Annotated in this window: 26 protein-coding genes; 20 read left to right on the top strand and 6 right to left on the bottom strand. The window is 42.4% G+C overall.

All coding sequences use genetic code 11. The features are described 5' to 3' along the window. Positions 1 to 8: 8 nt before the first annotated feature. The 3 genes from gcvH to M3P07_RS12515 are packed head-to-tail and all read left to right on the top strand — an operon-like array spanning position 9 to position 1,540. A complete protein-coding gene (gene gcvH / locus M3P07_RS12505) occupies positions 9 to 389 on the top strand; it encodes a glycine cleavage system protein GcvH (protein WP_249970249.1) in 381 nt (126 codons plus the stop codon). Next, on the top strand, positions 382 to 783 hold the full coding sequence (locus M3P07_RS12510; protein WP_249970250.1) for a VanZ family protein: 402 nt from the start codon (positions 382 to 384) through the stop codon (positions 781 to 783). The genes gcvH and M3P07_RS12510 overlap by 8 nt, the downstream gene beginning before the upstream one ends. Positions 784 to 835: 52 nt before the next feature. Continuing rightward, positions 836 to 1,540 carry an energy transducer TonB gene (locus M3P07_RS12515; protein ID WP_249970251.1) on the top strand — a complete coding sequence of 235 codons (705 nt, stop codon included), beginning with the start codon at positions 836 to 838 and terminating at the stop codon, positions 1,538 to 1,540. Between the two features lie 164 nt (positions 1,541 to 1,704). Here M3P07_RS12515 and M3P07_RS12520 read toward each other — a convergent pair whose 3' ends face one another. Then, positions 1,705 to 2,127, bottom strand: a complete 423-nt coding sequence (locus M3P07_RS12520; protein WP_249970252.1) for a hypothetical protein — start codon at positions 2,125 to 2,127, stop codon at positions 1,705 to 1,707. A 118-nt stretch (positions 2,128 to 2,245) separates the two neighbouring features. Between M3P07_RS12520 and M3P07_RS12525 the strand changes: the two genes are divergently transcribed. Both M3P07_RS12525 and M3P07_RS12530 read left to right on the top strand, forming a co-directional pair. After that, positions 2,246 to 2,494, top strand: coding sequence for a helix-turn-helix domain-containing protein (locus tag M3P07_RS12525; RefSeq protein WP_249970253.1), 249 nt, complete (start codon positions 2,246 to 2,248; stop codon positions 2,492 to 2,494). Positions 2,495 to 2,620: 126 nt separating this feature from the next. Further along, positions 2,621 to 2,860 (top strand): helix-turn-helix domain-containing protein, encoded by a 240-nt coding sequence (locus M3P07_RS12530; RefSeq protein ID WP_249970254.1) that lies wholly within the window; start codon positions 2,621 to 2,623, stop codon positions 2,858 to 2,860. Between the two features lie 269 nt (positions 2,861 to 3,129). Here M3P07_RS12530 and M3P07_RS12535 read toward each other — a convergent pair whose 3' ends face one another. Further along, a complete protein-coding gene (locus M3P07_RS12535; RefSeq protein WP_249970255.1) occupies positions 3,130 to 4,020 on the bottom strand; it encodes an MBL fold metallo-hydrolase in 891 nt (296 codons plus the stop codon). 127 nt (positions 4,021 to 4,147) lie between these two features. Here M3P07_RS12535 and cyoE point away from each other — a divergent pair, with 127 nt between their 5' ends. The 14 genes from cyoE (at position 4,148) to tsaB (ending at position 15,963) form a co-directional block, all read left to right on the top strand. After that, positions 4,148 to 5,050, top strand: coding sequence for a heme o synthase (gene cyoE / locus M3P07_RS12540; protein ID WP_249970256.1), 903 nt, complete (start codon positions 4,148 to 4,150; stop codon positions 5,048 to 5,050). Positions 5,051 to 5,057: 7 nt separating this feature from the next. Further along, complete coding sequence (locus M3P07_RS12545; RefSeq protein WP_249970257.1) at positions 5,058 to 5,639, top strand: cytochrome c oxidase subunit 3; 582 nt, start codon at positions 5,058 to 5,060, stop codon at positions 5,637 to 5,639. Positions 5,640 to 5,732: 93 nt separating this feature from the next. Next, positions 5,733 to 6,707 (top strand): cytochrome c oxidase subunit 3, encoded by a 975-nt coding sequence (locus M3P07_RS12550; RefSeq protein ID WP_249970258.1) that lies wholly within the window; start codon positions 5,733 to 5,735, stop codon positions 6,705 to 6,707. Between the two features lie 51 nt (positions 6,708 to 6,758). Continuing rightward, positions 6,759 to 7,142, top strand: a complete 384-nt coding sequence (locus tag M3P07_RS12555) for a cytochrome C oxidase subunit IV family protein (RefSeq protein WP_249970259.1) — start codon at positions 6,759 to 6,761, stop codon at positions 7,140 to 7,142. 71 nt (positions 7,143 to 7,213) lie between these two features. After that, entirely contained in the window at positions 7,214 to 7,846 is a 633-nt protein-coding gene (locus M3P07_RS12560; protein ID WP_249970260.1) for a hypothetical protein, read from the top strand. Further along, positions 7,827 to 8,573 (top strand): SCO family protein, encoded by a 747-nt coding sequence (locus M3P07_RS12565; protein WP_249970261.1) that lies wholly within the window; start codon positions 7,827 to 7,829, stop codon positions 8,571 to 8,573. Before M3P07_RS12560 ends, M3P07_RS12565 begins: the two co-directional genes overlap by 20 nt. Beyond that, a complete protein-coding gene (locus M3P07_RS12570) occupies positions 8,573 to 9,106 on the top strand; it encodes a DUF420 domain-containing protein (protein ID WP_249970262.1) in 534 nt (177 codons plus the stop codon). Before M3P07_RS12565 ends, M3P07_RS12570 begins: the two co-directional genes overlap by 1 nt. Then, entirely contained in the window at positions 9,096 to 9,374 is a 279-nt protein-coding gene (locus M3P07_RS12575) for a hypothetical protein (protein WP_284042151.1), read from the top strand. The genes M3P07_RS12570 and M3P07_RS12575 overlap by 11 nt, the downstream gene beginning before the upstream one ends. A 163-nt stretch (positions 9,375 to 9,537) precedes the next feature. Beyond that, positions 9,538 to 10,239 (top strand): ABC transporter ATP-binding protein, encoded by a 702-nt coding sequence (locus tag M3P07_RS12580; protein WP_249970263.1) that lies wholly within the window; start codon positions 9,538 to 9,540, stop codon positions 10,237 to 10,239. Between the two features lie 58 nt (positions 10,240 to 10,297). Then, positions 10,298 to 11,461, top strand: a complete 1,164-nt coding sequence (locus tag M3P07_RS12585) for an ABC transporter permease (protein ID WP_249970264.1) — start codon at positions 10,298 to 10,300, stop codon at positions 11,459 to 11,461. A 59-nt stretch (positions 11,462 to 11,520) separates the two neighbouring features. Then, positions 11,521 to 12,720 carry an ABC transporter permease gene (locus M3P07_RS12590; RefSeq protein ID WP_249970265.1) on the top strand — a complete coding sequence of 400 codons (1,200 nt, stop codon included), beginning with the start codon at positions 11,521 to 11,523 and terminating at the stop codon, positions 12,718 to 12,720. Positions 12,721 to 12,766: 46 nt separating this feature from the next. Then, the gene (locus M3P07_RS12595) at positions 12,767 to 13,879 is read left to right on the top strand and encodes an efflux RND transporter periplasmic adaptor subunit (RefSeq protein ID WP_249970266.1); all 1,113 of its coding nucleotides are present in this window, start codon (positions 12,767 to 12,769) and stop codon (positions 13,877 to 13,879) included. Positions 13,880 to 13,919: 40 nt separating this feature from the next. Beyond that, a complete protein-coding gene (locus M3P07_RS12600; protein WP_249970267.1) occupies positions 13,920 to 15,269 on the top strand; it encodes a TolC family protein in 1,350 nt (449 codons plus the stop codon). 16 nt (positions 15,270 to 15,285) lie between these two features. Then, entirely contained in the window at positions 15,286 to 15,963 is a 678-nt protein-coding gene (gene tsaB, locus M3P07_RS12605; RefSeq protein ID WP_249970268.1) for a tRNA (adenosine(37)-N6)-threonylcarbamoyltransferase complex dimerization subunit type 1 TsaB, read from the top strand. Here tsaB and M3P07_RS12610 read toward each other — a convergent pair. From M3P07_RS12610 to M3P07_RS12625, 4 genes are all read right to left on the bottom strand, one after another. After that, positions 15,960 to 16,781 (bottom strand): mechanosensitive ion channel family protein, encoded by an 822-nt coding sequence (locus M3P07_RS12610; protein ID WP_249970269.1) that lies wholly within the window; start codon positions 16,779 to 16,781, stop codon positions 15,960 to 15,962. The genes tsaB and M3P07_RS12610 overlap by 4 nt on opposite strands. An 18-nt stretch (positions 16,782 to 16,799) precedes the next feature. Then, entirely contained in the window at positions 16,800 to 18,908 is a 2,109-nt protein-coding gene (locus M3P07_RS12615; RefSeq protein WP_249970270.1) for a thioredoxin domain-containing protein, read from the bottom strand. Positions 18,909 to 18,968: 60 nt separating this feature from the next. Continuing rightward, entirely contained in the window at positions 18,969 to 19,169 is a 201-nt protein-coding gene (locus M3P07_RS12620) for a dodecin family protein (RefSeq protein WP_136466086.1), read from the bottom strand. Between the two features lie 71 nt (positions 19,170 to 19,240). After that, complete coding sequence (locus M3P07_RS12625; RefSeq protein WP_249970271.1) at positions 19,241 to 20,137, bottom strand: NifU family protein; 897 nt, start codon at positions 20,135 to 20,137, stop codon at positions 19,241 to 19,243. Between the two features lie 123 nt (positions 20,138 to 20,260). Between M3P07_RS12625 and M3P07_RS12630 the strand changes: the two genes are divergently transcribed. Then, on the top strand, positions 20,261 to 21,256 hold the full coding sequence (locus M3P07_RS12630) for a PorP/SprF family type IX secretion system membrane protein (RefSeq protein ID WP_249970272.1): 996 nt from the start codon (positions 20,261 to 20,263) through the stop codon (positions 21,254 to 21,256). The last annotated feature ends 15 nt before the right edge of the window (positions 21,257 to 21,271 follow it).

The following is a 21,271-nucleotide window of genomic DNA, read 5'->3' on the forward strand; positions in this document are numbered from 1 at the left end:
AATCGACAATGAATGTACCAGCAGAATTAAAGTACACCAAAGATCATGAATGGATTAAAATTGACGGGGATATAGCCACCGTTGGTATTACGGATTTTGCCCAGGGAGAGCTTGGGGATATCGTTTATGTGGAAGTGGAAACCGTTGATGAAACTTTGGATAAGGAAGAAGTTTTTGGAACTGTGGAGGCCGTTAAAACGGTTTCGGATTTGTTTTTGCCCCTAAGTGGGGAGATTGTTGAGTTCAACGAGGCTTTGGAAGATGAGCCGGAAAAAGTGAACTCGGACCCCTATGGTGAAGGTTGGATGATCAAGATCAAGATCAGTGATGCCTCCGAAGTGGACGATTTAATGAGCGATGCCGATTACAAAGCATTGATCGGTGCTTAAACGAAATATTTATACCATACTTTTTATAGGCTGGGTTTTGTTTTTAACAACGCTCAGCTTATTTTCTTTTTCGGACCTGGATACGGGAACAGTGGATATTCCCTATGCGGATAAGATTACCCATTTTACATTTTATCTCATTTTTTCGGTGGGTGGATGTCTTGCCCTGCGGGAACGCACAAAGGGAAATATGGATTTGGGAAAGGCGGTGCAATGGTCGCTTTTTACGGCAATTGCCTATGGTATAATTATTGAGGTTTTACAATACACACTAACGGAAGATAGAATGGCCGAATTGGGGGATGTGATTGCCAATACTTTGGGAGCATTTGCAGGAGTTCTCTTAATTAAATGGTATTTTTCCAAAGAAAGGCCGTTAAAATGGAAATTTTAATTGTTTATTTCATCAATTAATAATTAAATTAGCAAACACTAAATTCAGAACGATGGAACTAAAAAAGAATCCAAAAGCAGATGTAGGAAAAAACAGTTCGCTCTATTTTGTGATAGGGTTGGCCGCTGTTTTGGGGTTGGTTTATGGAGCCATGGAGTGGAAAAAATATGACAAGGCAAACGATTACGACATTGCCTTGAATGTTGAAGATCAGTTGGACGAGGAAGTTCCGATGACCGAGCAGATCAAGACACCACCGCCACCACCGCCACCAGCTGCACCTGAGGTAATCGAGGTTGTAGAGGATGAAGAGGAAGTTGAAGAAACCGTAATCGAGTCCACGGAAACCAGCCAGGAAGAGGAAGTAATGGAAGTGGAAGAGGTAGAGGTTGAGGAAATAGATGAAGATATCTCCGTTCCATTTGCCGTAATTGAAGACGTACCGGTTTTCCCAGGTTGTGAAAAGGCCAGCAATAAAAAGCAGTGTTTCCAGGATATGATGCAGAAGCACATCCGTAAAAACTTCCGTTACCCGGAAATTGCCCAAGAAATGGGAGTACAAGGAAGGGTAAACGTGATTTTTGTGATCCAAAAGGATGGAAGCATCGGAAACATCAGAATGCGTGGACCGGATAAAAACTTGGAGAAAGAAGCGATGCGAATTATCTCAAAGCTTCCTAAAATGACTCCCGGTAAGCAAAGAGGTAGAGCTGTAAAGGTACCTTTCAGTATTCCAATTACCTTTAAGCTTCAGTAAGATAAGATTTACGATTCCTGTCGAGGCAGGAATGAAAAAGCCCTGATGGAAACGTCAGGGCTTTTTTTGTTATTTGACTTGTTAACGCTAACTAGAACAAAATTTAAATTAGCTCTTGTGCCAATGTTGCGATTAAAAAATTATTGATGACTATTTGTCCGAGATTAATATGATTTCAATATCCCAATTGGAAGTTTATAAATATGCCTCACCCGCAACTCCCGTTCTTTATCCGGAGGTTCAATAGTAAACTCCAGTTCTAGGGAATGAGGTTTAACACAGAGATTCCCATGGTTTAAGGGCCGCGGGATTTTTTTCATGCTAGTAGATTTACCTGCCAGCGCTTGTGTGGGGTCAAAAACAAACAGAAAAGGAAATACCAGATTGTCCACAACGTCCATTTGTAGGAGGGATGGATCGTCACATTTTTGAAGGATGAGTTTGGCATTTTGTCTTAGGTGTTTGTCAAGCGGATTGCCATGGTACAGCAAAGTGATTTCCAAAGTTTCAAAGGTCAGTTCTAGGGTAGTGTGGGAGTTGCTTTCCCAAAAGTTTTGGATTTCCTCCAAAATTGAAATAGGTGTCATAGCCAAAGGTGTTGGTTAACTGGGCCATGCTAGGGATTGTATTGCAATGATAATGAATTATTCCATACATGTGCAAAAATGTGTCAAGATTAGTTTTGCTATATCTTGATATTGGTGTATGCAATTCGAAGAAGAGGAACTTGAAAAGGAGGAATTTGAATTCAAAAACAGGCTCGGTGCAAAAATTAAAAGCTACCGATTGAAAGCAGGACTTTCGCAGCATAATCTTGGACTTCAATCCAATATTAGCAGGACTCAAATTAGTCGATTGGAGAATGGTGAGGTCAGCACCACAGTAATTACACTTCTTAGAATAGCAAGAGCTTTAAACCTCAATGAATCACAATTGCTCGATTTGCTGGAGTAAAACTAAAATCAAAAGGACTTGTTGTTACTTTGATTCTACCAGCTAAGTGAACCATTTCAATCTCTTCAGCATAACCCCGTAAACTAAGTTTAATTTTCCCGTTTTGGGAGCAAATGTATTTTGGGTATGCACGTTAATTACACGGAAAGAGACAGGCAAATTATTAAAAAATTAGGTGAGAGGGTCAGACAACTTCGGATTGAAAAAGGATTATCCCAATTTTATCTTGGCATTGATGCAGATGTAAATAAAAATCAAATTGGTAGAATAGAACGCGCAGAACGCAATACCAGTATTGTCACCTTAAGCCGCATTGCAGATGCCCTGGAAATCCCGTTGAGCAGTTTGTTTCTTTTTGACGAATAGGCTTTTTAAGTTCAAGTTCAAGTTCAAGATCAAACTCAAGTTCAAGCTCAAAAACAATTGCCCTTTACCTTTTACACTTTCTCAGTAATCCACTTTAAGTTTAAGTTCAAGTTCAAACTCAAGTTCAAACTCAAGTTCAAGGGAAGGGTCTTTTATCTTGATTCTTGGGTCTTCGGATTTCTGACTTCAGACTTCAGATATCTAATCTCCGACTTCTTATCTCTAGTACCTGGCATCGGACATCTGGCACCATTTATCATTTTCCATTTTCAATTTTCCATTTTCAAACTTCTGTACACCGCCTCCCTCATCCGCTCCGGATTTATATAGGCTTTCCCATGGGTTTCATCGTACTTGGCCAATAACGAGCTGTTGTTTTTTACTTCGTCCAAACTTTTGCCCGCTTCAATTTCTTTTTGGATAATGTTTCGTATGTCTTCCAACATGGCTACAAACCCTTGAAGTTCCTTTTTATTGGAGGGTCTTCCGTGGCCCGGGATAATTTGGGTTTCGTTATCAATCACCATAAGCGCATTTTTACTGGCAGCGATATACCCATCAATGCTTCCCCCGCTGTTGATATCAATATAAGGGTAGCGACCAGCAAAATAAGTGTCGCCCATATGCAGCACGTTTTCGTTGACAAAATAGACTTGGGTATCCCCATCCGTATGGGCATTGTGTACATGCATGAGCATAATGATCTCATCACCTTCGTAAAAAGTCATTCCATCGGCATGGGTGATTTCAGGTAGGCTTTTTTCATAATCGGATTGTGACAATTTCTTGTCGGCCACATTTTTTTGCCCACGTTCTTGCAGTCTTTTGCGCACATTGTCCTGGGCCACAATTGTGGTTTCGTCAGAATTGAAATTTGCATTTCCTCCCGTATGATCACCATGCATATGGGTATTCACCAAAAAAGAAACTGGCTTGTCCGTAAGCTTTCCAATAGTCTTTTTGATTTTATCGCTCAATGGGGCAAACTGATCATCGATCATAAATACCTGATTCGTGCCTACGTAGATACCAATATTACCACCCCGGCCAGTGAGCATATAGGTTTTGGAGGTTAAGGTGTCCACCGAAATAGTGACATCCTCCATTTGGGCATTCAGGAAAGCGGGAAAAACGAAAAGCAAGGACAAAAGAATACGCATAGTGATGGTTTTAAGGGTTGTTACCTATTCTTGGACGTACCGTCCCTTCAAAAATAACACAAAGACCGTCAATAGGTTGGAAAAGAGATAGGCTGGCGTTATCTTTGCCTGCCATTAAAAAATGAGGATGAAATCTGCTGTGGGTTCAGTGAAAAGTACTTCCCTTTCCTTGATATTTACCGATTTTAAGGAAATCACCAAGGCCAAATTGGCCGTAAGCGTGGTATTTTCATCCATTGCTGGATATTTTTTGGGTGCCACCCAGATTGAATTGGTTTCCTTGTTGCTCCTTGCTTTTGGCGGATACTGCATGGTCGGGGCTTCCAACGCCTACAATCAGGTTATCGAAAAGGACTTGGATGCACTCATGAAGCGGACCAAGAACCGGCCCATTCCTTCAGGACGTATGACGGTCGCTACGGCCATGACCATTGCCATTATAATGACGCTGCTCGGGGTAGTGGCACTCTATATTTTAAGTCCCAAAACCGCTATGTTCGGGGCCATTTCCATTTTTTTGTATACCAGTGCCTACACACCTCTTAAGACCAAGACCCCGCTTTCGGTTTTTGTGGGTGCCATACCAGGTGCCATTCCCTTTATGTTGGGATGGGTGGCGGCCACCAACGATTTTGGTATTGAGCCGGGAACCTTGTTCATGATCCAGTTTTTTTGGCAATTTCCCCATTTTTGGGCCTTGGGCTGGATGTTGGACGAAGACTATAAAAAAGGTGGGTTTAAAATGCTGCCCACAGGAAAAAAAGATACAGGCACCGCACTACAGATCATTTTGTACACCATTTGGATGATCGTAATCTCCATTATGCCGGTTTTTGGTTACACAGGAAGATTGCATTTGTCCATTCCAGCAGCGATTTTAGTGCTGTTGGCCGGATTAGTGATGTTGGTGTTCGCTTTTAAATTGTACGAAAAACGGGATAACGTCGCGGCCAGAAGATTAATGTTGGCCAGTGTGACCTACATTTCGTTGATACAGATAATTTTTGTTGCAGATAAGTTTATAGGTTAGGAATATTATGGATTTGACCGAGGTTGATATTGAAGTAAAAAATAGAAGGGCCAAGAAAATGATGCTCTGGTTTGGGATTGTGAGCCTGATTATGGGATTTGCAGGATGGACCAGTGCGTACATTGTAAGTAGCAAGCGGGAGGATTGGATCAGCGATTTGGATCTGCCTCAGGCATTTTTCATCAGTACGACGGTGATCGTGCTGAGTAGTATCACTTATTTTTTGGCTAAGCAGGCGGTGGCGACCAATGCACAGAACAAGGCAACCACCTTTTTGTTGATCACACTGGTTCTGGGGATCACGTTTATTATCCTACAATTTATAGGCTTCTCCCAAATGTTGGACAAGGGTTACTATTTTACAGGACCAACGAGCAACATTAAAATGTCTTATGTGTTTTTAATAGCGGCGGTGCATATTGCGCACTTGCTTGCAGGCATGATTTCCTTGATCGTGGTATTGGTACAGCAGCTGCGTGGTAAATATATGCCCGGTCATATGTTGGGCTTGGAATTGGGTGCAACCTTCTGGCATTTCTTGGATTTCCTTTGGGTATATCTCATACTTTTTATGTATTTCGTGAAATAAATTTTCGTTGAAGCAGTTTTCGTTCAACTTTGTCTTTTTCAATACAGCAAAAGATGTATTTTTGCTAAAGTTTTATTAAAACGACCTTTTTATATGGATACAACGGTAACTACCGGTAGTGAAGAAAGCGTTTGGGGAGGCGGTAATCGTCCACTAAATGCCAGTTACGGAAAAATGATGATGTGGTTTTTCATCGTCTCGGATGCCTTGACCTTCTCTGGATTCTTGGTGTCTTATGGTTTTTCAAGGTTCAAGTTCATCGAAACTTGGCCCATTGCCGATGAGGTGTTTACCCACGTTCCTTTCTTCCATGGTAATTATCCCATGATCTATGTTGCCTTTATGACCTTTATACTGATCATGTCTTCCGTGACCATGGTATTGGCCGTGGATGCTGGACATAAGATGAAAAAGAACCGTGTAATTTGGTACATGTTCGCCACCATTATTGGGGGTGCCATCTTTGTTGGATCACAGGCTTGGGAATGGGCAACTTTTATAAAAGGTGATTTTGGAGCGGTTGAGACCAAAGGAGGAAGAATACTTCAGTTTGTACATGCCGATACCGGTGAAAGGGCTGCTTTGGCAGATTTTGCCCAAACCCTTCCGGAAGATCGCGTAAAACATATAAAAAGTGAAGGGGTTTGGTATATGCAAGAAGGTTATAAAACTTCTTACTCCCTTAACGAGGTGGTGGAAGGATTCAAAGCTTCGCCAAACATCTTAATACGTACCGAGACCATAAACGAAGAAGGGGAAAAAACCGTTTTGGACCGTTCGGGTTCATTGGCCAAGTTGGCGAATGCTACCCAAGTGGTGGAAGGCGCCAACCTTATCCATAATGAATATGGAAGTCGTTTGTTTGCAGATTTCTTCTTTTTCATTACAGGATTCCACGGGTTCCACGTATTTTCCGGGGTGGTGATCAACATCATCATCTTCTTCAACATCATTTTAGGTACCTACGAAAGAAGGGGGCACTACGAAATGGTAGAGAAGGTAGGACTCTACTGGCACTTTGTAGATTTGGTATGGGTATTTGTATTTACATTCTTCTACTTAGTTTAAACTGATTATTCATTTTCGTACAGACGGAAATCCAATAAAATAAAAACGCACATGGCACACGATCATAAACTGGAAATTTTTAGAGGGCTTTGGAAGTTTAAATCGAACGTTCAAAAAATTTGGGGCGTATTGGCCTTTTTGTCCTTGGTAACCGCAATTGAGGTTATCCTGGGTATTTATAAGCCAGCTGTCTTAACCCAAAACTACTTTATTGGGATGAAGCTCCTAAACTGGATATTCATCATCCTTACCTTGGTCAAGGCCTATTATATTGCTTGGGATTTTATGCACCTACGCGATGAAAAAAGTTCTTTGAGACGAGCCATCGTCTGGACTCCGATTTTCTTGATTTGCTACCTGATTTTTATCCTGTTGTTCGAAGCGGATTATATCTATACCGTGTTCAAGGAGGGGTACCTGTCTTGGAATTTCTAGGAAAGGATTAACAGATACAAAAGGCGGTTTCTTGACCGTCTTTTTTTATTTTTGCACTCAGCAAAACTATCATGAAAAAGGGCTTTGTTTTAATCGTACTCTTTGTCTTTCCACTCGTGGCCTATTTGTTTTTTGCTTCAGGGGTAAACAACTTTGGAAGGTTGCCCGTGTTGACCGAAAACGTTTCAAATTTGAATGATTTGGAGGGCAACGTGGATTTGAACGACCGCATCACCATTTTGGGGTTTTTGGGGAACAACATCGACCTAAAAAAGGGAAACGCCTTTAACCTGAACCAAAAGATTTACAAACGGTTCGGGAAGTTCAAGGATTTTCAAATTGTGATGGTCGCCCCATTGGGGTCCGAGGAAAAAGTAGAAACGCTGAAGAAGGAATTGGGCAAGTTGTCCGAAATTGAAAAATGGCATTTTGCCTTTGGGGAAGCTGCCGAGATCAAGTCCATATTCAATAGCCTTCAATCCAATATAAATCTCAATCAGGATTTGGGAACCCCTTACGTGTTCATCATCGATAAAAATCGAAATCTCAGAGGCCGAACGGACGATGAGGATGAAGGAACTAAGTATGGGTTCAACACCATTTCCGTTGCGGAATTGAACAATAAAATGGAGGATGATGTTAAGATCATTCTAGCGGAGTATCGCCTAGCTTTAAAGAAGAACAATGCCGACAGGAGCAACTAAGAAGAAAAAATACAACTACGTTTGGATTTCTGCAGTAATCCTGGTCTTTGGAATTTTTGCGGTCCATGAGATTACCCAAAAACTGAAGGATGGTACCGTGGTGGAAACGGACCGGATGAACATCGGAGAAGCAAAAACCAAACTTGGATTTGTCGTGGGCAACGGACAAAAAAGAAAGGTTCCTCCCTTTTCATTTATAGACCAGGACAGTCTTACGGTTAGCAATGAAGATTATTTAGGAAAGGTGTATTTGGTGGAATTTTTCTTTACCACTTGCCCCACCATCTGCCCAGTAATGACCAAGAATCTGGTGGAGCTACAAAAAACGTTTAAAGATCATCCCGATTTTGGCGTGGCTTCCTTTACCATCAACCCAAGGTATGATACCCCGCCCGTACTGAAGCAGTATGCGGAGCGTTATGGGGCATCCGACCCAGATTGGCATTTTTTGACAGGAGATCGGGATGCCATTTATGCTTTGGCCCAAGAAGGGTTCTATATTTTGGCCAATGAGGTTGAAGATGCCCCAGGAGGTTTTGAGCATTCTGGAATGTTTGCCTTGGTGGACCGGGAAGGATATATCCGCTCTAGGGTTGACGAGTTTGGGAATCCCTTGATCTACTATCGGGGAACCATCACCGAAGAACAAGGGGTAAACAAAGATGGGGAGGCACAGCAGATTACCATGCTCAAAGAAGATATTAAAAAACTATTGCTGGAAAAATAATGGAACAGACCGCGGTAAACGAAAAACGATTTAAACGATGGATTACAATTATCTCCATTACTATTCCGGCTGTAGTGTTCCTACTGTTTGGGTATAAGATTCCCAATGCCAAGCCCCTTTCCTTTTTGCCACCCATATATGCATCCATTAATGGGTTGACCGCAATATTGTTGGTTTGGGCGGTCGTGGCCATTAAAAATGGCAAACGGGGAACGCATCAAAAGTTAATGACGAGCTGCATGGTCTTGTCCGCCCTATTCTTGGTAATGTATGTGGCCTACCATATGACTTCCGATAGTACCAAATTTGGTGGGGAAGGCGCCATTCAATATCTCTACTTTTTCGTCCTTATTACGCATATAGCACTGTCTATTGCGGTGATTCCGCTGGTACTGATTACTTATTCCAAAGGGTATCTCGGACAATTTCAGCAGCATAGAAAATGGGCCAAATTTACATTTCCGGTATGGCTCTATGTTGCCGTGACCGGGGTGGTGGTTTATCTTATGATTTCGCCCTATTATGCGCATTAAATTCATTACATCCGGCCTTTCTTCTCAAAGAAGGAGAGTTCCAATTTTTAAATGGGGTCCAAAAGGGGTGTATCTGGTTCTTTTGGTTTTCTTTCTATTTCCCTCAATTACCGATGCCCAATGTGCCATGTGCAGGGCGGTTGTGGAGAGCGATGTGGATGGAAGTACTGCCGAAGGAATCAACAATGGGATTGTTTATCTTATGGCCATTCCCTATGTCTTGGTCGGTGTACTTTTCTATTTTGTCTATAAAAAGCTCAGGAGTTAGCCTTCTTTTCTTTTAAAACTTCAGGATTTTTGGGTTTAAATAGGGCTGTTAAGACTTTGAATCAGTCATTTAACAAAAATTTTCAACTATTCTTGTAACAATTTAACAACTTGTAAGTCCTATTACAAGAGTTACAATCCCAGATAGCTAAGATTAACCAATCATGATAGAAATAAAAGATCTTCACAAGTCTTATAGAATGGGGAGTAATTCCCTTCACGTATTAAAGGGAATCAATTTTAAGGCAGAGGACGGGGAACTGGTCGCCATAATGGGCTCATCAGGTTCCGGTAAGTCCACTTTGCTTAACATCCTTGGAATGCTCGATGTGGCAGATTCAGGGGAATACACCCTGGACGATGTCCCGATCAAGGACCTAAGCGAAACCAAAGCTGCCCAATACAGGAATAAGTTCCTGGGGTTCATCTTCCAATCCTTTAACCTTATTAATTATAAATCAGCCTTGGAAAATGTAGCGCTTCCGCTTTACTATCAAAAAGTAGGAAGAAAAGAGCGCCAAGAAAAAGCATTGAGCTATTTGGAAAAGGTGGGACTCAAGGAATGGGCAACCCATTTGCCCAGTGAGCTATCCGGAGGGCAAAAACAGCGTGTGGCCATAGCCAGGGCCATGGCGGCGGAACCCAAGGTACTATTGGCCGATGAGCCTACCGGAGCCTTGGATAGTACTACGTCTTACGAGGTTATGGACCTGATCCAAAAAATCAACGATGAGGGCAACACCATTTTGGTGGTTACCCACGAAGAAGATATTGCGCACATGTGCAAACGGATCGTGCACCTTAAGGACGGTGTAATCGTGGAGGACAAAAAAATAGAACAAGTAAGGGCACAACAATATGTTTGATAGGGACATTTGGCAAGAAATTTTCCATACCCTCAAGAACAACAAACTTCGAACGTTCTTGACAGGATTTTCCGTGGGTTGGGCCATCTTTATTTTGGTAATGCTGCTCGCTTCGGTAAACGGGATGCAAAATGGATTCACCAGTCAGTTCAATGACGATGCCACCAATTCCATTTTTGTTCGCCCTGGTACCACTTCCAAAGCGTATGGGGGATTTGAGGCAGGAAGACGGATCCAACTCAAAAATGACGATTTTGATTATATAAAGAGCAGCTTTCCAAAGGATATTGAGTACATCAGCGCCCGATACTATTCCCGTACCACGGCTCGCTACCAAAGCGAAACAGGTAGCTACGGTGTACAAGGAGTACACCCGGACCATCAAATTATAGAAAAGACCTTGATCACAAAAGGAAGGTTCCTAAACGAAGCCGATGTGATCAATAAGGCAAAAGTAGCCGTTCTTGGAAGGAAGGTGGCCGAGGATTTGTTCAAGGATGAAGATCCCTTGGGCAAGTTTGCGGAGTTCAACGGCCTCCCCTTTAGAGTGATTGGCATCTTTACAGATGAAGGAGATGATAATGCGGAAAGAATCATCTATGCCCCAGTATCTACTTACCAAAGAATTTATGGGAATACCAACGACATTAGCCAGGTACTGCTCACGTATAACCCAACCTATGATCTAACCAAAGCGTTGGAATTCTCCGGAAGATTGGAGGATTTGATGAAGCGAAGACATAAAGTGTCGCCAGAGGATCAAGCTGGAATTTATGTATGGAACTACGCCGAGGCTTTCGATGATATCAGTAGTTTTTCGGCAGTATTGAACGCTATTAGCATTGGGGTCGGTTTTCTCATTCTGATTGCCGGAATTGTGGGCATTGGAAACATTATGGTATTTACCATTAAAGAACGGACCAAAGAAATTGGGGTGCGGAAAGCCTTGGGAGCACAACCCAAACAGATTATCAATTTGGTATTGTTGGAGTCTACCTTTATTACGGCAATATCAGGGTTTATAGGTTTGATTTTTGCTTGGGTCATCCTCTCCGTTATCGGACCTACGATTAATACCCCTGCATTTACCAACCCCTCTGTGAGCTTGTCCACGGTAATCACCGCGACCATTATTTTAATTGTGGCAGGGGTGTTGGCTGGATTGATACCCGCAATTAAAGCGGCAAATGTAAAACCCATTGTAGCACTTAGCGATAAATAATTATGTGGTTGTTCGATAGAGATTTATGGACTGAAGTTTTCCACACCTTGGGAAAGAATATGTTCCGCACATTCCTGACCATGCTCGGAGTAATTTTCGCGATGATCATTCTAATCCTGCTTTTGGGTTCTTCCAATGGGATGAGCAATGGCTTCGACAAGGTATTCGCAGGTACAGCTTCCAATAGCTTATTTGTCTGGGGACAATCTACCTCCGAACCTTATAAAGGTTTTGAAAGAGGACGAAGAATACGGTACAAAATTGAGGATGCCGAAATCCTGAAACGGGAGATTCCGGAAATTGAAGTGTTGGCGCCCCGAATAGAGTTGGGTAGCCATAGGAGTGTGGTTACGGTATACCGAAACGGGCAGACCAGTGGTTCATCTGTCTATGGGGATTATCCCGAGATTGACAACATCACAAAAAAACGGTTGGTAGAAGGTCGATTTTTGAATAAAACTGACATCGAACATTCCAAAAAGGTATGTGTGATTGGGGAAGAGACCTATAAACTTTTGTTTGATAAAGGAGAGGAAGCAATTGGAGAGGATATTAGAATAAATGGGGTGTTTTTCTCGGTAGTGGGTATCTACAAACCCAATAACAACATCAATATAGATGGTGAAAATGCGGTGTTTATTCCGTTCACAACATTTCAAAAAGCATTTAACTCCGGAGACCGAATGGGTTGGATGGCTATTGCCGTTGAACCGAATACCAAGGTTCCAGTGGTCGAAAGCAAAATCAAGGATATCCTGAAAAACAAGTATGATATCCATCCAGATGATCAGCGGGCCATTGGTAGTTTCGACATGTCGGAGATCTTTAACAATATTTCGGCATTTACCAACGTCCTCAAAGGTTTCTCTTTCTTCGTTGGAATCTTCACCTTATTGGCTGGCGTAATTGCCATTAGCAATATCCTATTGATAACGGTAAAAGAGCGAACCAAAGAAATTGGTGTTCGAAGGGCACTTGGTGCTACACCGAAAGTGGTTAGGCGCCAAATAGTCGTAGAGGCTATTGTACTTACGGCCTTTGCGGGGTTGATTGGATTTGCCATTTCCGTAGGCATCCTGGCTATTTTAGATTCACTATGGGGCAGTGGGGAAGATTTCCCCTTTGTAAAACCGATGGTGAGCATCCCCCAATTTGTCATCTCATTTATACTGATGGTGGGCTTAAGCCTTTTAATTGGGATGATTCCGGCCAATAAAGCAGTAAAGGTCAGACCCATCGAAGCCTTGAGGGAAGAATAAATTGATAAACACAAACATTTAAATAACAACAATCAAAAAAGGAATAATGAACAAATACGTAAAATACGGGTTAATCACGATAGTGGCTATCGCAATTTTGGGAGCCGTGGTTTATTTTCTAAAACAGAACAGCACCCCAACCCAGATTTATGAAACAGAATCTTTGGAACGAAAAGACATTGTCAATAAGGTCATTGTGACGGGCAAGGTCATTCCAGAGGATGAAATCAATATAAAGCCACAAATTTCAGGAATCATCGATAAGATCCATTTGGAAGAAGGTGTCGATGTTAAAGCCGGGGACTTGATCGCAGTAATCAAGGTTGTTCCCAATGAACAATCCTTGAACCAAGCTCGCGGAAGGGTTAGAAATGCCGAACTTTCCCTGAACAACGCAAAAATTGAGTTCGACCGAAACAAAGCGCTTTTTGATAAGGGAGTAATTTCAAGCCAGGATTTCAACAATCAAAAGTTAACTTACGACCAAGCCGTACAGGAACTTTCCAATGCTAGAGCCGATTATCAAATTATTCGCAAAGGTTCTGCTGGTGGATCATCAAGTGCCAATACCAATATTAGGGCGACCGTATCCGGGACCATTTTGGAGATTCCTGTTGAGGAAGGAGATCAGGTAATTGAAAGTAACAATTTCAACGATGGAACTACAATTGCCACTATTGCAGATATGACCAAAATGATTTTTGAAGGGGAAGTAGACGAAGCCGAAGTAGGAAAACTCAGCGTGGGAATGCCCTTGGAAATTAGTTTGGGAGCCCTTGAAAAAAACAAGTTTGATGCCGAACTAAAGTTTATTGCCCCCAAAGGTGTGGAAGAAGAAGGTGCGGTGCAATTTAAAATTGAGGGAGACCTCGTGGTCAACGATAGTACTTACGTAAGAGCGGGGTATAGCGCCAATGCTTCCATAGTACTTGAGGAGAAAAAAGATGTTTTGGCCATCAAGGAAGCCTTGTTGCAATTTGATAAGGAAACAGAAAAACCCTATGTGGAAATAGAAACGGGAGAGAACGAATTTGAACGCAAAGAACTGGAGCTAGGGGTTAGCGACGGAATTGATGTGGAAGTCGTATCTGGTCTGGAGGAAGGTGCCAAGATCAAGGTATGGAACAAATTGGAGAAGAAGAGCGATGAGGATTCCTAAAATTGACCAACCTTTATTCTATCTGAAAATCAAAAAACGAATGAAACTTAAGATCACATTACTTGTGGCCCTGGGTGCCGTATTCATGTCCCATGGGCAAATGAAAAAGTGGACCTTGTTGGAATGCGTAACCTTTGCCGTGGAAAACAACCTCACTATAGAACAGTTTGAGCTGGATTTGGAAACCGCCAAGATCGATAAGTCCGATGCCCTGGGAAATTTGCTTCCCAACCTAAACGGTTCGGCCTCCTTGTCCAGTAATACCGGTTTTTCCATTAATCCGACCAACAACTTGCCTACCAACAGTACGGCCTTTAACGTTAATGGAGGGATAAGTTCCAATGTAACCCTGTTCGATGGTCTAAGGAACATTCGACAGCTCAATAGGGCCAAATTAACAGCTATTGCCAGTCAGTATCGCCTAGACGACTTAAAGGATGACATCCGTTTGAGTGTTGCCAATGCCTATTTGGATATTATCTCCAATAAGGAGCAATTACAAACTTTTAAGGCCCAATATGCCGTAACTGAGCAAGATTTAAAACGTACCAAGGAGTTGGTAGAGTCCGGTGTGGTTCCTAGAGGCGATTTGTTGGAAATTGAGGCCACTGCCGCCAATCAGGAACAACAGATTGTAAATGGGGAGAGCCTGGTATTGATTTCCCGTATCAACTTGGCCCAGTTGCTACAGATTACGGACTATGAAAACTTTGATGTAGCGGACGAAGAGTTCGAAATTCCTCCTTCTGATATATTGGAAAATTCCGCCAAGGTTATATTTGACAAGGCGTTGGGCTTTCGGAACGATATTAAGTTTTCCGAATCCAATGTTCAGCTTGCCGAAGAGGATTTAAAAATTGCCAAAGGAGCATATTCGCCAACACTGTCGGCATTTTTCCAGTACGGAACCAGATACTCTGATGTTACCCAAATACCGGATGAAAACGGGGTGCCTTTTACGCCAAATTTTACGGACCAATTGTGGATTTTTGATGGTATTTCCTATGGAGCCCAATTAAATGTCCCCATCTTCAATGGTTGGAGTACCCGTAACAATGTAAAGCGCTCCCAAATTGATTTACAAAGGGCCAAATTGCAATATGAGCAGGACAAACTGGATTTGGAAACCAATATTCAGCAAGCTTATGTGGATGTGACCACTTTTTTTAAGGCCTATGAGGCTGCAGAAAAAACTTTGGAAGCAAGGAGATTGGCTTATGACTATGCCAAAGAAAGGTTTAATGTTGGCCTGATGAACGCCTTTGATTTCAGTCAGGCGCAATCTAGGGTGGACAATGCGGAAGCTGATGTAATCAGGACCAAATACGCCTATATTTTTAGGCTGAAGATTTTAGAGTTCTACTTCGGTATTCCAATTTCCCTAAACTAGTATCTTTGTGGCCGCTATGGCCATTATACTTAATTTAGAGACCGCAACCACAAACTGTTCCGTAAGTATTTCGAAGGGGACTGAGGTTGTTTTTTTAAAGGAAAACAATGCTATAAATTACTCTCATTCTGAGCAGTTGCATATATTTATACGGGAGGCCTTGGAAGAGGCTTCCCTTTCTTTTTCCGATTTGGATGCCATTGCGGTAAGCATGGGCCCCGGTTCCTATACAGGACTAAGGATTGGGGTTTCCGCCGCTAAAGGGCTTTGTTTTTCCCTTGATTTACCCTTGATTTCCATTCCCACCCTTGAGAGTATGGCTTATCAAGTCGCTATTACAGAGGGGGAATTTATCGTTCCCGTTTTGGATGCGCGGCGTATGGAGGTCTACTCCGCAGTTTTTAACGTCCATAAAAATGAAATCAGAGAGACTAGGGCCGAGATTATTGACGAGAATTCATTTCAGGAGTTTTCCAGTAAAGGAAAAGTCCATCTGATTGGCAGCGGAGCTGAAAAGTGCCAAGATGTCTTAAAAGGGGACAATTTTCAGTTTAACACCCAAATTGTACCATCGGCCAGGGAAATGGCCACGATTGCCTTTAACAAATTCCAAAACAAGGATTTTGAGGATGTGGCCTATTTTGAACCCTATTACCTAAAGGACTTCGTCCTTCAGACCAAGAAAAAAAGTTAGTCGGGATTGTGCACCACCCGCTGCGGGAACGGTATTTCAATTCCAGCCTTATCAAACCGGAGTTTGGTTTCCTCGATTACATGAAAATGTGCCGGCCAGAATACCTCGTTTTTGGCCCAAAATCTAAGGGTAAGGTTTACTGAACTATCCCCAAGTTCCCCAACATAGACTTCAGGGGCAGGTTCCGTGAGAATATCGGCATGCTCAGCACAAATTTGGAGTAGTATATCCTTGGCTGCCTTAATATTGGAACCATACCCAATGCCAACATCGAATTTGTCCCTACGGGTATCTTCCATATTGTAGTTGATGATGCTTCCGTTGGAGAGTTGCCCATTGGGAACAATGGCCACTTGATTGCCAAAGGTGTTGAGCTTGGTGCTGAAAATGGTAATTTGTTTTACGCTTCCTTCAACCCCTTGGGCCGAAATCCAATCTCCGACCTTAAACGGTTTGAAAATAAGGATGAGCACGCCACCCGCAAAATTGGCCAAAGACCCTTGCAAGGCCAAGCCAATTGCTAAACCTGCGGCACCGATCATCGCAACCAAGGATGAGGACTTTACGCCCAATTGGGTGACCACCAAAACAAACAAAAGCACTTTAAGCGCAATACTGATAAAGCTCTGTAAAAAACTCTCAAGAGTGGGGTCATAGTCCTTCTTTTCGAAGAACCGATGCACCATTTTATTGATGAACCGAACAATCCATAGCCCTACAATAAAAATGACCACCGCCAAAATAAGGTCGGGCATAAAATCCCAAAACCATTCTAAGGCATGCTCAATATGTTGCTCAAAATCCCTTAGTTGTTTCATTGCTAGTGATGGATTTTTTTAGTTGTTGATTAGCGCTACGGCCTTTTCCGCGGTTTGCACTGGCAGTTTACAAGCTCCTTCAATACAGACATACACAAAAGTCTCCCCCTCTGCATATCGGTTTTTTAATAGATCCACCGGCCCATCTTTTTGGGAACCTACCAAGATACTATTGGGCAAATAGCTCCGACTTATTTCCCTCCCCAGTTCTTTGTAATTATCACCCACCACGGCTATCTCGTAGAAATTTTGGTTTTCAAAAAGCACGAGATTCATCCAATTGGCAAACCCTTGGGCACTTTCTATAAAATCGTCCTGTACATTTTTCAACATTTGCTTGGCCCTGTCCCCATACCCATCATCCGGATATAATTTGTGCAATTTCAACAAGTTTTTGGCCATGATGGAATTGGAAGAGGATATCTCCTTGTCGATGGTCTCTATAGATCGTCTTATCAGCGACTTATCCGCATCCGAGGTGTAGAAGAACATTCCGGAATTTTCATCGGAAAAGTGCGTTACCGCATAATCCACCAAATTCTTGGCAAGGTTCAACCATTTAGCATCAAAAGTAACTTCATATAGCGAAATAAAGGACTCGCCCAGAACGGCGTAGTCCTCCAAAAACGCATCGATATCACTATTGCCGTCTTTGTGGTTTCGATATAGGGAATAATCTTCCTTGATCATAGCACTTTCCAAAAAAGAGGCATTGTTTAAGGCGAGCTCCAAATATTTTTCATCGCCCAGATACCTATAAGCATCAATAAGCCCGGTTAGCATAAGCCCGTTCCAAGAGGTAAGTACCTTATCATCGAGGCGCGGCTTGGAACGTTTGGCACGTTCTGCTTTCAGTACTTTAAGTGCCTCCTGCATTTTCGTCTTTAGTTCTGCAACCGATAAATCATGTTTCTTGGCAATCTCATCATCGTCCTTATCCCTGATCAATACATAATTTTCATGCTCCCACAGCCCGTACGAGTTAATGTTGTAATAATCTTGGAAAATTTCAAAATCGGCACCCAACAATGCACTAAGCTCCTCTTTGGTCCAGACATAATAGGCACCTTCGACCAATTCTCCGTTTTCGTTTAGGCTATCGGCATCCAAGGAAGAGTAGAACCCTCCATTTTCATCCAAAAGCTCTTCCTGAACGAAGGCAATGGTCTGTTCCACGACTTCCTTGTACAGTTCATTTTTGGTTACGGCATAGGCTTTGGCATACAAGCTTGTCAAGGGGCCGTTATCATAAAGCATTTTCTCGAAATGGGGAACGTGCCATTTGTTGTCCACCGAATATCTAGAGAAACCGCCACCGACATGATCAAAAACCCCACCATATGCGATTCGGGTCAAGGTCACATCAACCTGCTCCATCAATTCGGGTTTATTGTTGGTTTGGGCATAATGCATTAAAAAGTCCCAGTTATTGGGCATCATAAATTTTGGAGCCCTTTTATAGCCCCCAAGGAAATTATCGAAGTGGTTTGCCCAACTTTGGACCGCATTATCCAACTGCTCCATGTTAAAAATATCGGCATCGGATTTATTCTCAACAAGATTTACAGCATTGATGCCATTGGCTATATCCGTGGCATATTTTACAATTCGGGGTTTATCTTTTTGATAAAGCTCTACAAGTTGCTTCAGCGATTTCGTCCAGTTATCTTTGGGAAGATATGTAGCGCCCCAAAAGGGTCTTCCATCAGGTAAAGCGATGATGTTCAAGGGCCAACCTCCATTACCCGACATCATCGTAATGGCGTCCATGTATATTTGGTCGACATCCGGTCTTTCTTCCCTATCAATTTTGATGTTGATGAAATTTTCGTTCATCATTTGGGCCACTTCTTCATCTTCAAAACATTCCTTTTCCATAACGTGGCACCAATGGCAGGACGAATACCCAATACTGATGAGCAAAGGTTTATCTTCCTTTTTGGCCCTTTCCAGTACCTCTGGCCGCCAAGCTTCCCAATTCACCGGATTGTGCGCATGCTGCAGCAGGTAGGGGCTGGTCTCGTTTATAAGGGCATTGGTGTGTTTATGGGTCACTTTATCGGATTTTTGGGTGCAGCCCGAAAAAAGGGGCATCAGCACCGATAGGAGGATAATTCTCTTGATCATAACAACATATTTGGACATAAAAAAAGCGCCCTAAAAGGGCGCTTTTTCTTTGCCCTTCGATTATTTCACCTCAAAGGTAATCTTTACATTGACTCTGTATTCATCTATTTTGCCATCTTTAACAGAAGCACTTTGTTCATTGATGTAAACAGAGCGTATGTTTTTAACTGACTTTGATGCTTGGTCCAGTGCATTTTTTGCGGCCTGCTCCCAACTTTCGTCCGAGTTGGCCAATACTTCGATTACTTTTAATACTGCCATAATAGTTAATGATTTTAAATTTATTCAATTTAGCAAAAATTGATCATAAACGGCAGTGCCAACTTTGTAAATCAGCCGTTAATAGCCACGACCTCGTTAATCTTATCACCCAACATGTTTTTTAGCATGGTCTCAATGCCGTTTTTTAGAGTAAAAGTGGAAGAGGGGCACCCACTACATGCGCCTTGAAGGATAACATTCACGATTTTGCTATCAGCTTCATACGATTGGAATAGAATATTCCCGCCATCGCTGGCTACAGCAGGTTTTACGTATTCGTCCAAGATGTCCATAATCTGTTTGGAAGTATCGTCATAAACCGCCTGGTTGTCGTTTTGTTGGCTTTTTTCATTGGATCTTTGGATACTTTCCGCAGTAACCACTTCCTTGCCAGCGGCTAGATAATCCCTTATGAATTCTCGCACTTCCATGGATACATCTTCCCATTCGGCCATATCGTATTTGGAAACAGAAACGTAATTGTGATCCAAAAATATTTCCTTCACAAAAGGAAAATGAAAAAGCTCACGAGCTAGAGGACTATCCTTTGCTTCATCAATATTCTTAAACTCGTAGGTGGCTGGTACAATTCTCTTATTGGAAACAAATTTCATTACCGCAGGGTTCGGGGTCACTTCCGCGTACACGGTAATGGGTTGTTTCTTCTGCATCTTTTCCTCGTTGACCACGGCCCCGCCATCGTTGAGGTAATCCACCAATTGCTGAGCTACTTCGCCCTTCACATCGTCCCATTCCACAATATCAAATCGCTCCAGGGCAACAAAGTTGCCGGAGATATATACAGTCTTGACAAAGGGTAGGTAAAAGAGCTGTTGCGCCAAAGGGGAATCCTTGGCTTCATCAATATTTTTGAACTCATAATTCTCTCTTACAAGGAACTGATTTGCCTCAAATTTTAGGATTTTAGCGTTGTTGGTTGGTACAACTGTGATATTAAATTCTTTCATAGCCCAAATTTGTACAAAAATACCAAAGTAAAGATGAGGGGCAAAATATATAATAATGTGGGGTGAAGGGCGTTATTTAAATGTTTGATTACCTTTAAACCCCAACTATAGCCCAAACACCTCATGAGACGCTATTTAACCTCACTCATCATATTCCTTGCACTAGGGTTTACTGCCAAGGCCCAAGAGGGCATTCCTGTTTATTTTGATTATTTGGCAGATAACTACTATCTAGTCTATCCCTCTATGGCGGGAATTGCCGAGGGAACCAAGATTAGACTTACGGCAAGAAAGCAATGGTTCAACGTTGACGAGGCACCTAGTTTACAGACTTTGAATTTTAACTCGAGGGTAGGTGAGCGAAGCGGAATTGGGGCCATTTTATTCAATGATGCCAATGGATACCACTCCCAAACAGGGTTTAAGGCAACTTATGCCCATCATTTGCAGCTAGGCGGGGACTTTAGGACCCTGAACCAAGTTTCCTTGGGACTAAGTGCAGGTGTTATATTGAGTAGCTTGGATGAGACAGAATTTAGGTCCATAATTCCAGACCCGGTTATTACGGGAACCAAGAATACCACAAGCTACTTTAATGTGGATTTGGGAGCTTCCTATAACTACATGGAATTTTATGCCCATGCCGCAATTCTGAATGTTTTGGGTAGTGGCCGAGATCTATATAGTGCCGCTGAATTTGACAATTTACGCCGGTATTTGCTATCTGCAGGCTATGTTTTTGGAAGAAATACCAGGATTGAGCCCTCTGTACTGTTCCAACTAACGGACTTTACCAAAGAGAAAACCGTTGATATCAATGCAAAAGTGTACAAAGATGTAAGTTTTGGTACCGTTTGGGCCGGACTTTCGTATAGAAGAAGCTTTGATGGAGCCCAATTCCAGACCAATGGTGGCTTTGGGGAGCAACGATTACAGTTGTTCACACCTATTATCGGGGTCAACGTAAATCAATTTTTATTTTCCTATAACTACTCCTATCAATCGGGTGACATCCGTTTCGACAATGGGGGATTCCATCAGATTACCTTGGGCTATGAGTTTGGTCAAAACGACCAGGGCAAACGCTATGATTGTTATTGCCCCGCTGCCAACAACTAAAATGGCCCATCGGTT

This window comes from Flagellimonas myxillae (assembly GCF_023502235.1).
GTDB lineage: Bacteria > Bacteroidota > Bacteroidia > Flavobacteriales > Flavobacteriaceae > Flagellimonas > Flagellimonas myxillae.

Excerpts from the sequence above, each read along its gene's own strand:
- gcvH (WP_249970249.1), top strand. The coding sequence starts at position 9 with ATGAATGTACCAGCAGAATTAAAGTACACCAAAGATCATGAATGGATT.
- M3P07_RS12515 (WP_249970251.1), top strand. The coding sequence starts at position 836 with ATGGAACTAAAAAAGAATCCAAAAGCAGATGTAGGAAAAAACAGTTCG.
- M3P07_RS12520 (WP_249970252.1), bottom strand. The coding sequence starts at position 2,127 with ATGACACCTATTTCAATTTTGGAGGAAATCCAAAACTTTTGGGAAAGC.
- M3P07_RS12525 (WP_249970253.1), top strand. The coding sequence starts at position 2,246 with ATGCAATTCGAAGAAGAGGAACTTGAAAAGGAGGAATTTGAATTCAAA.
- M3P07_RS12530 (WP_249970254.1), top strand. The coding sequence starts at position 2,621 with ATGCACGTTAATTACACGGAAAGAGACAGGCAAATTATTAAAAAATTA.
- M3P07_RS12535 (WP_249970255.1), bottom strand. The coding sequence starts at position 4,020 with ATGCGTATTCTTTTGTCCTTGCTTTTCGTTTTTCCCGCTTTCCTGAAT.
- cyoE (WP_249970256.1), top strand. The coding sequence starts at position 4,148 with ATGAAATCTGCTGTGGGTTCAGTGAAAAGTACTTCCCTTTCCTTGATA.
- M3P07_RS12545 (WP_249970257.1), top strand. The coding sequence starts at position 5,058 with ATGGATTTGACCGAGGTTGATATTGAAGTAAAAAATAGAAGGGCCAAG.
- M3P07_RS12550 (WP_249970258.1), top strand. The coding sequence starts at position 5,733 with ATGGATACAACGGTAACTACCGGTAGTGAAGAAAGCGTTTGGGGAGGC.
- M3P07_RS12555 (WP_249970259.1), top strand. The coding sequence starts at position 6,759 with ATGGCACACGATCATAAACTGGAAATTTTTAGAGGGCTTTGGAAGTTT.
- M3P07_RS12560 (WP_249970260.1), top strand. The coding sequence starts at position 7,214 with ATGAAAAAGGGCTTTGTTTTAATCGTACTCTTTGTCTTTCCACTCGTG.
- M3P07_RS12565 (WP_249970261.1), top strand. The coding sequence starts at position 7,827 with ATGCCGACAGGAGCAACTAAGAAGAAAAAATACAACTACGTTTGGATT.
- M3P07_RS12570 (WP_249970262.1), top strand. The coding sequence starts at position 8,573 with ATGGAACAGACCGCGGTAAACGAAAAACGATTTAAACGATGGATTACA.
- M3P07_RS12575 (WP_284042151.1), top strand. The coding sequence starts at position 9,096 with ATGCGCATTAAATTCATTACATCCGGCCTTTCTTCTCAAAGAAGGAGA.
- M3P07_RS12580 (WP_249970263.1), top strand. The coding sequence starts at position 9,538 with ATGATAGAAATAAAAGATCTTCACAAGTCTTATAGAATGGGGAGTAAT.
- M3P07_RS12590 (WP_249970265.1), top strand. The coding sequence starts at position 11,521 with ATGTTCCGCACATTCCTGACCATGCTCGGAGTAATTTTCGCGATGATC.
- M3P07_RS12595 (WP_249970266.1), top strand. The coding sequence starts at position 12,767 with ATGAACAAATACGTAAAATACGGGTTAATCACGATAGTGGCTATCGCA.
- M3P07_RS12600 (WP_249970267.1), top strand. The coding sequence starts at position 13,920 with ATGAAACTTAAGATCACATTACTTGTGGCCCTGGGTGCCGTATTCATG.
- tsaB (WP_249970268.1), top strand. The coding sequence starts at position 15,286 with ATGGCCATTATACTTAATTTAGAGACCGCAACCACAAACTGTTCCGTA.
- M3P07_RS12610 (WP_249970269.1), bottom strand. The coding sequence starts at position 16,781 with ATGAAACAACTAAGGGATTTTGAGCAACATATTGAGCATGCCTTAGAA.
- M3P07_RS12615 (WP_249970270.1), bottom strand. The coding sequence starts at position 18,908 with ATGATCAAGAGAATTATCCTCCTATCGGTGCTGATGCCCCTTTTTTCG.
- M3P07_RS12620 (WP_136466086.1), bottom strand. The coding sequence starts at position 19,169 with ATGGCAGTATTAAAAGTAATCGAAGTATTGGCCAACTCGGACGAAAGT.
- M3P07_RS12625 (WP_249970271.1), bottom strand. The coding sequence starts at position 20,137 with ATGAAAGAATTTAATATCACAGTTGTACCAACCAACAACGCTAAAATC.
- M3P07_RS12630 (WP_249970272.1), top strand. The coding sequence starts at position 20,261 with ATGAGACGCTATTTAACCTCACTCATCATATTCCTTGCACTAGGGTTT.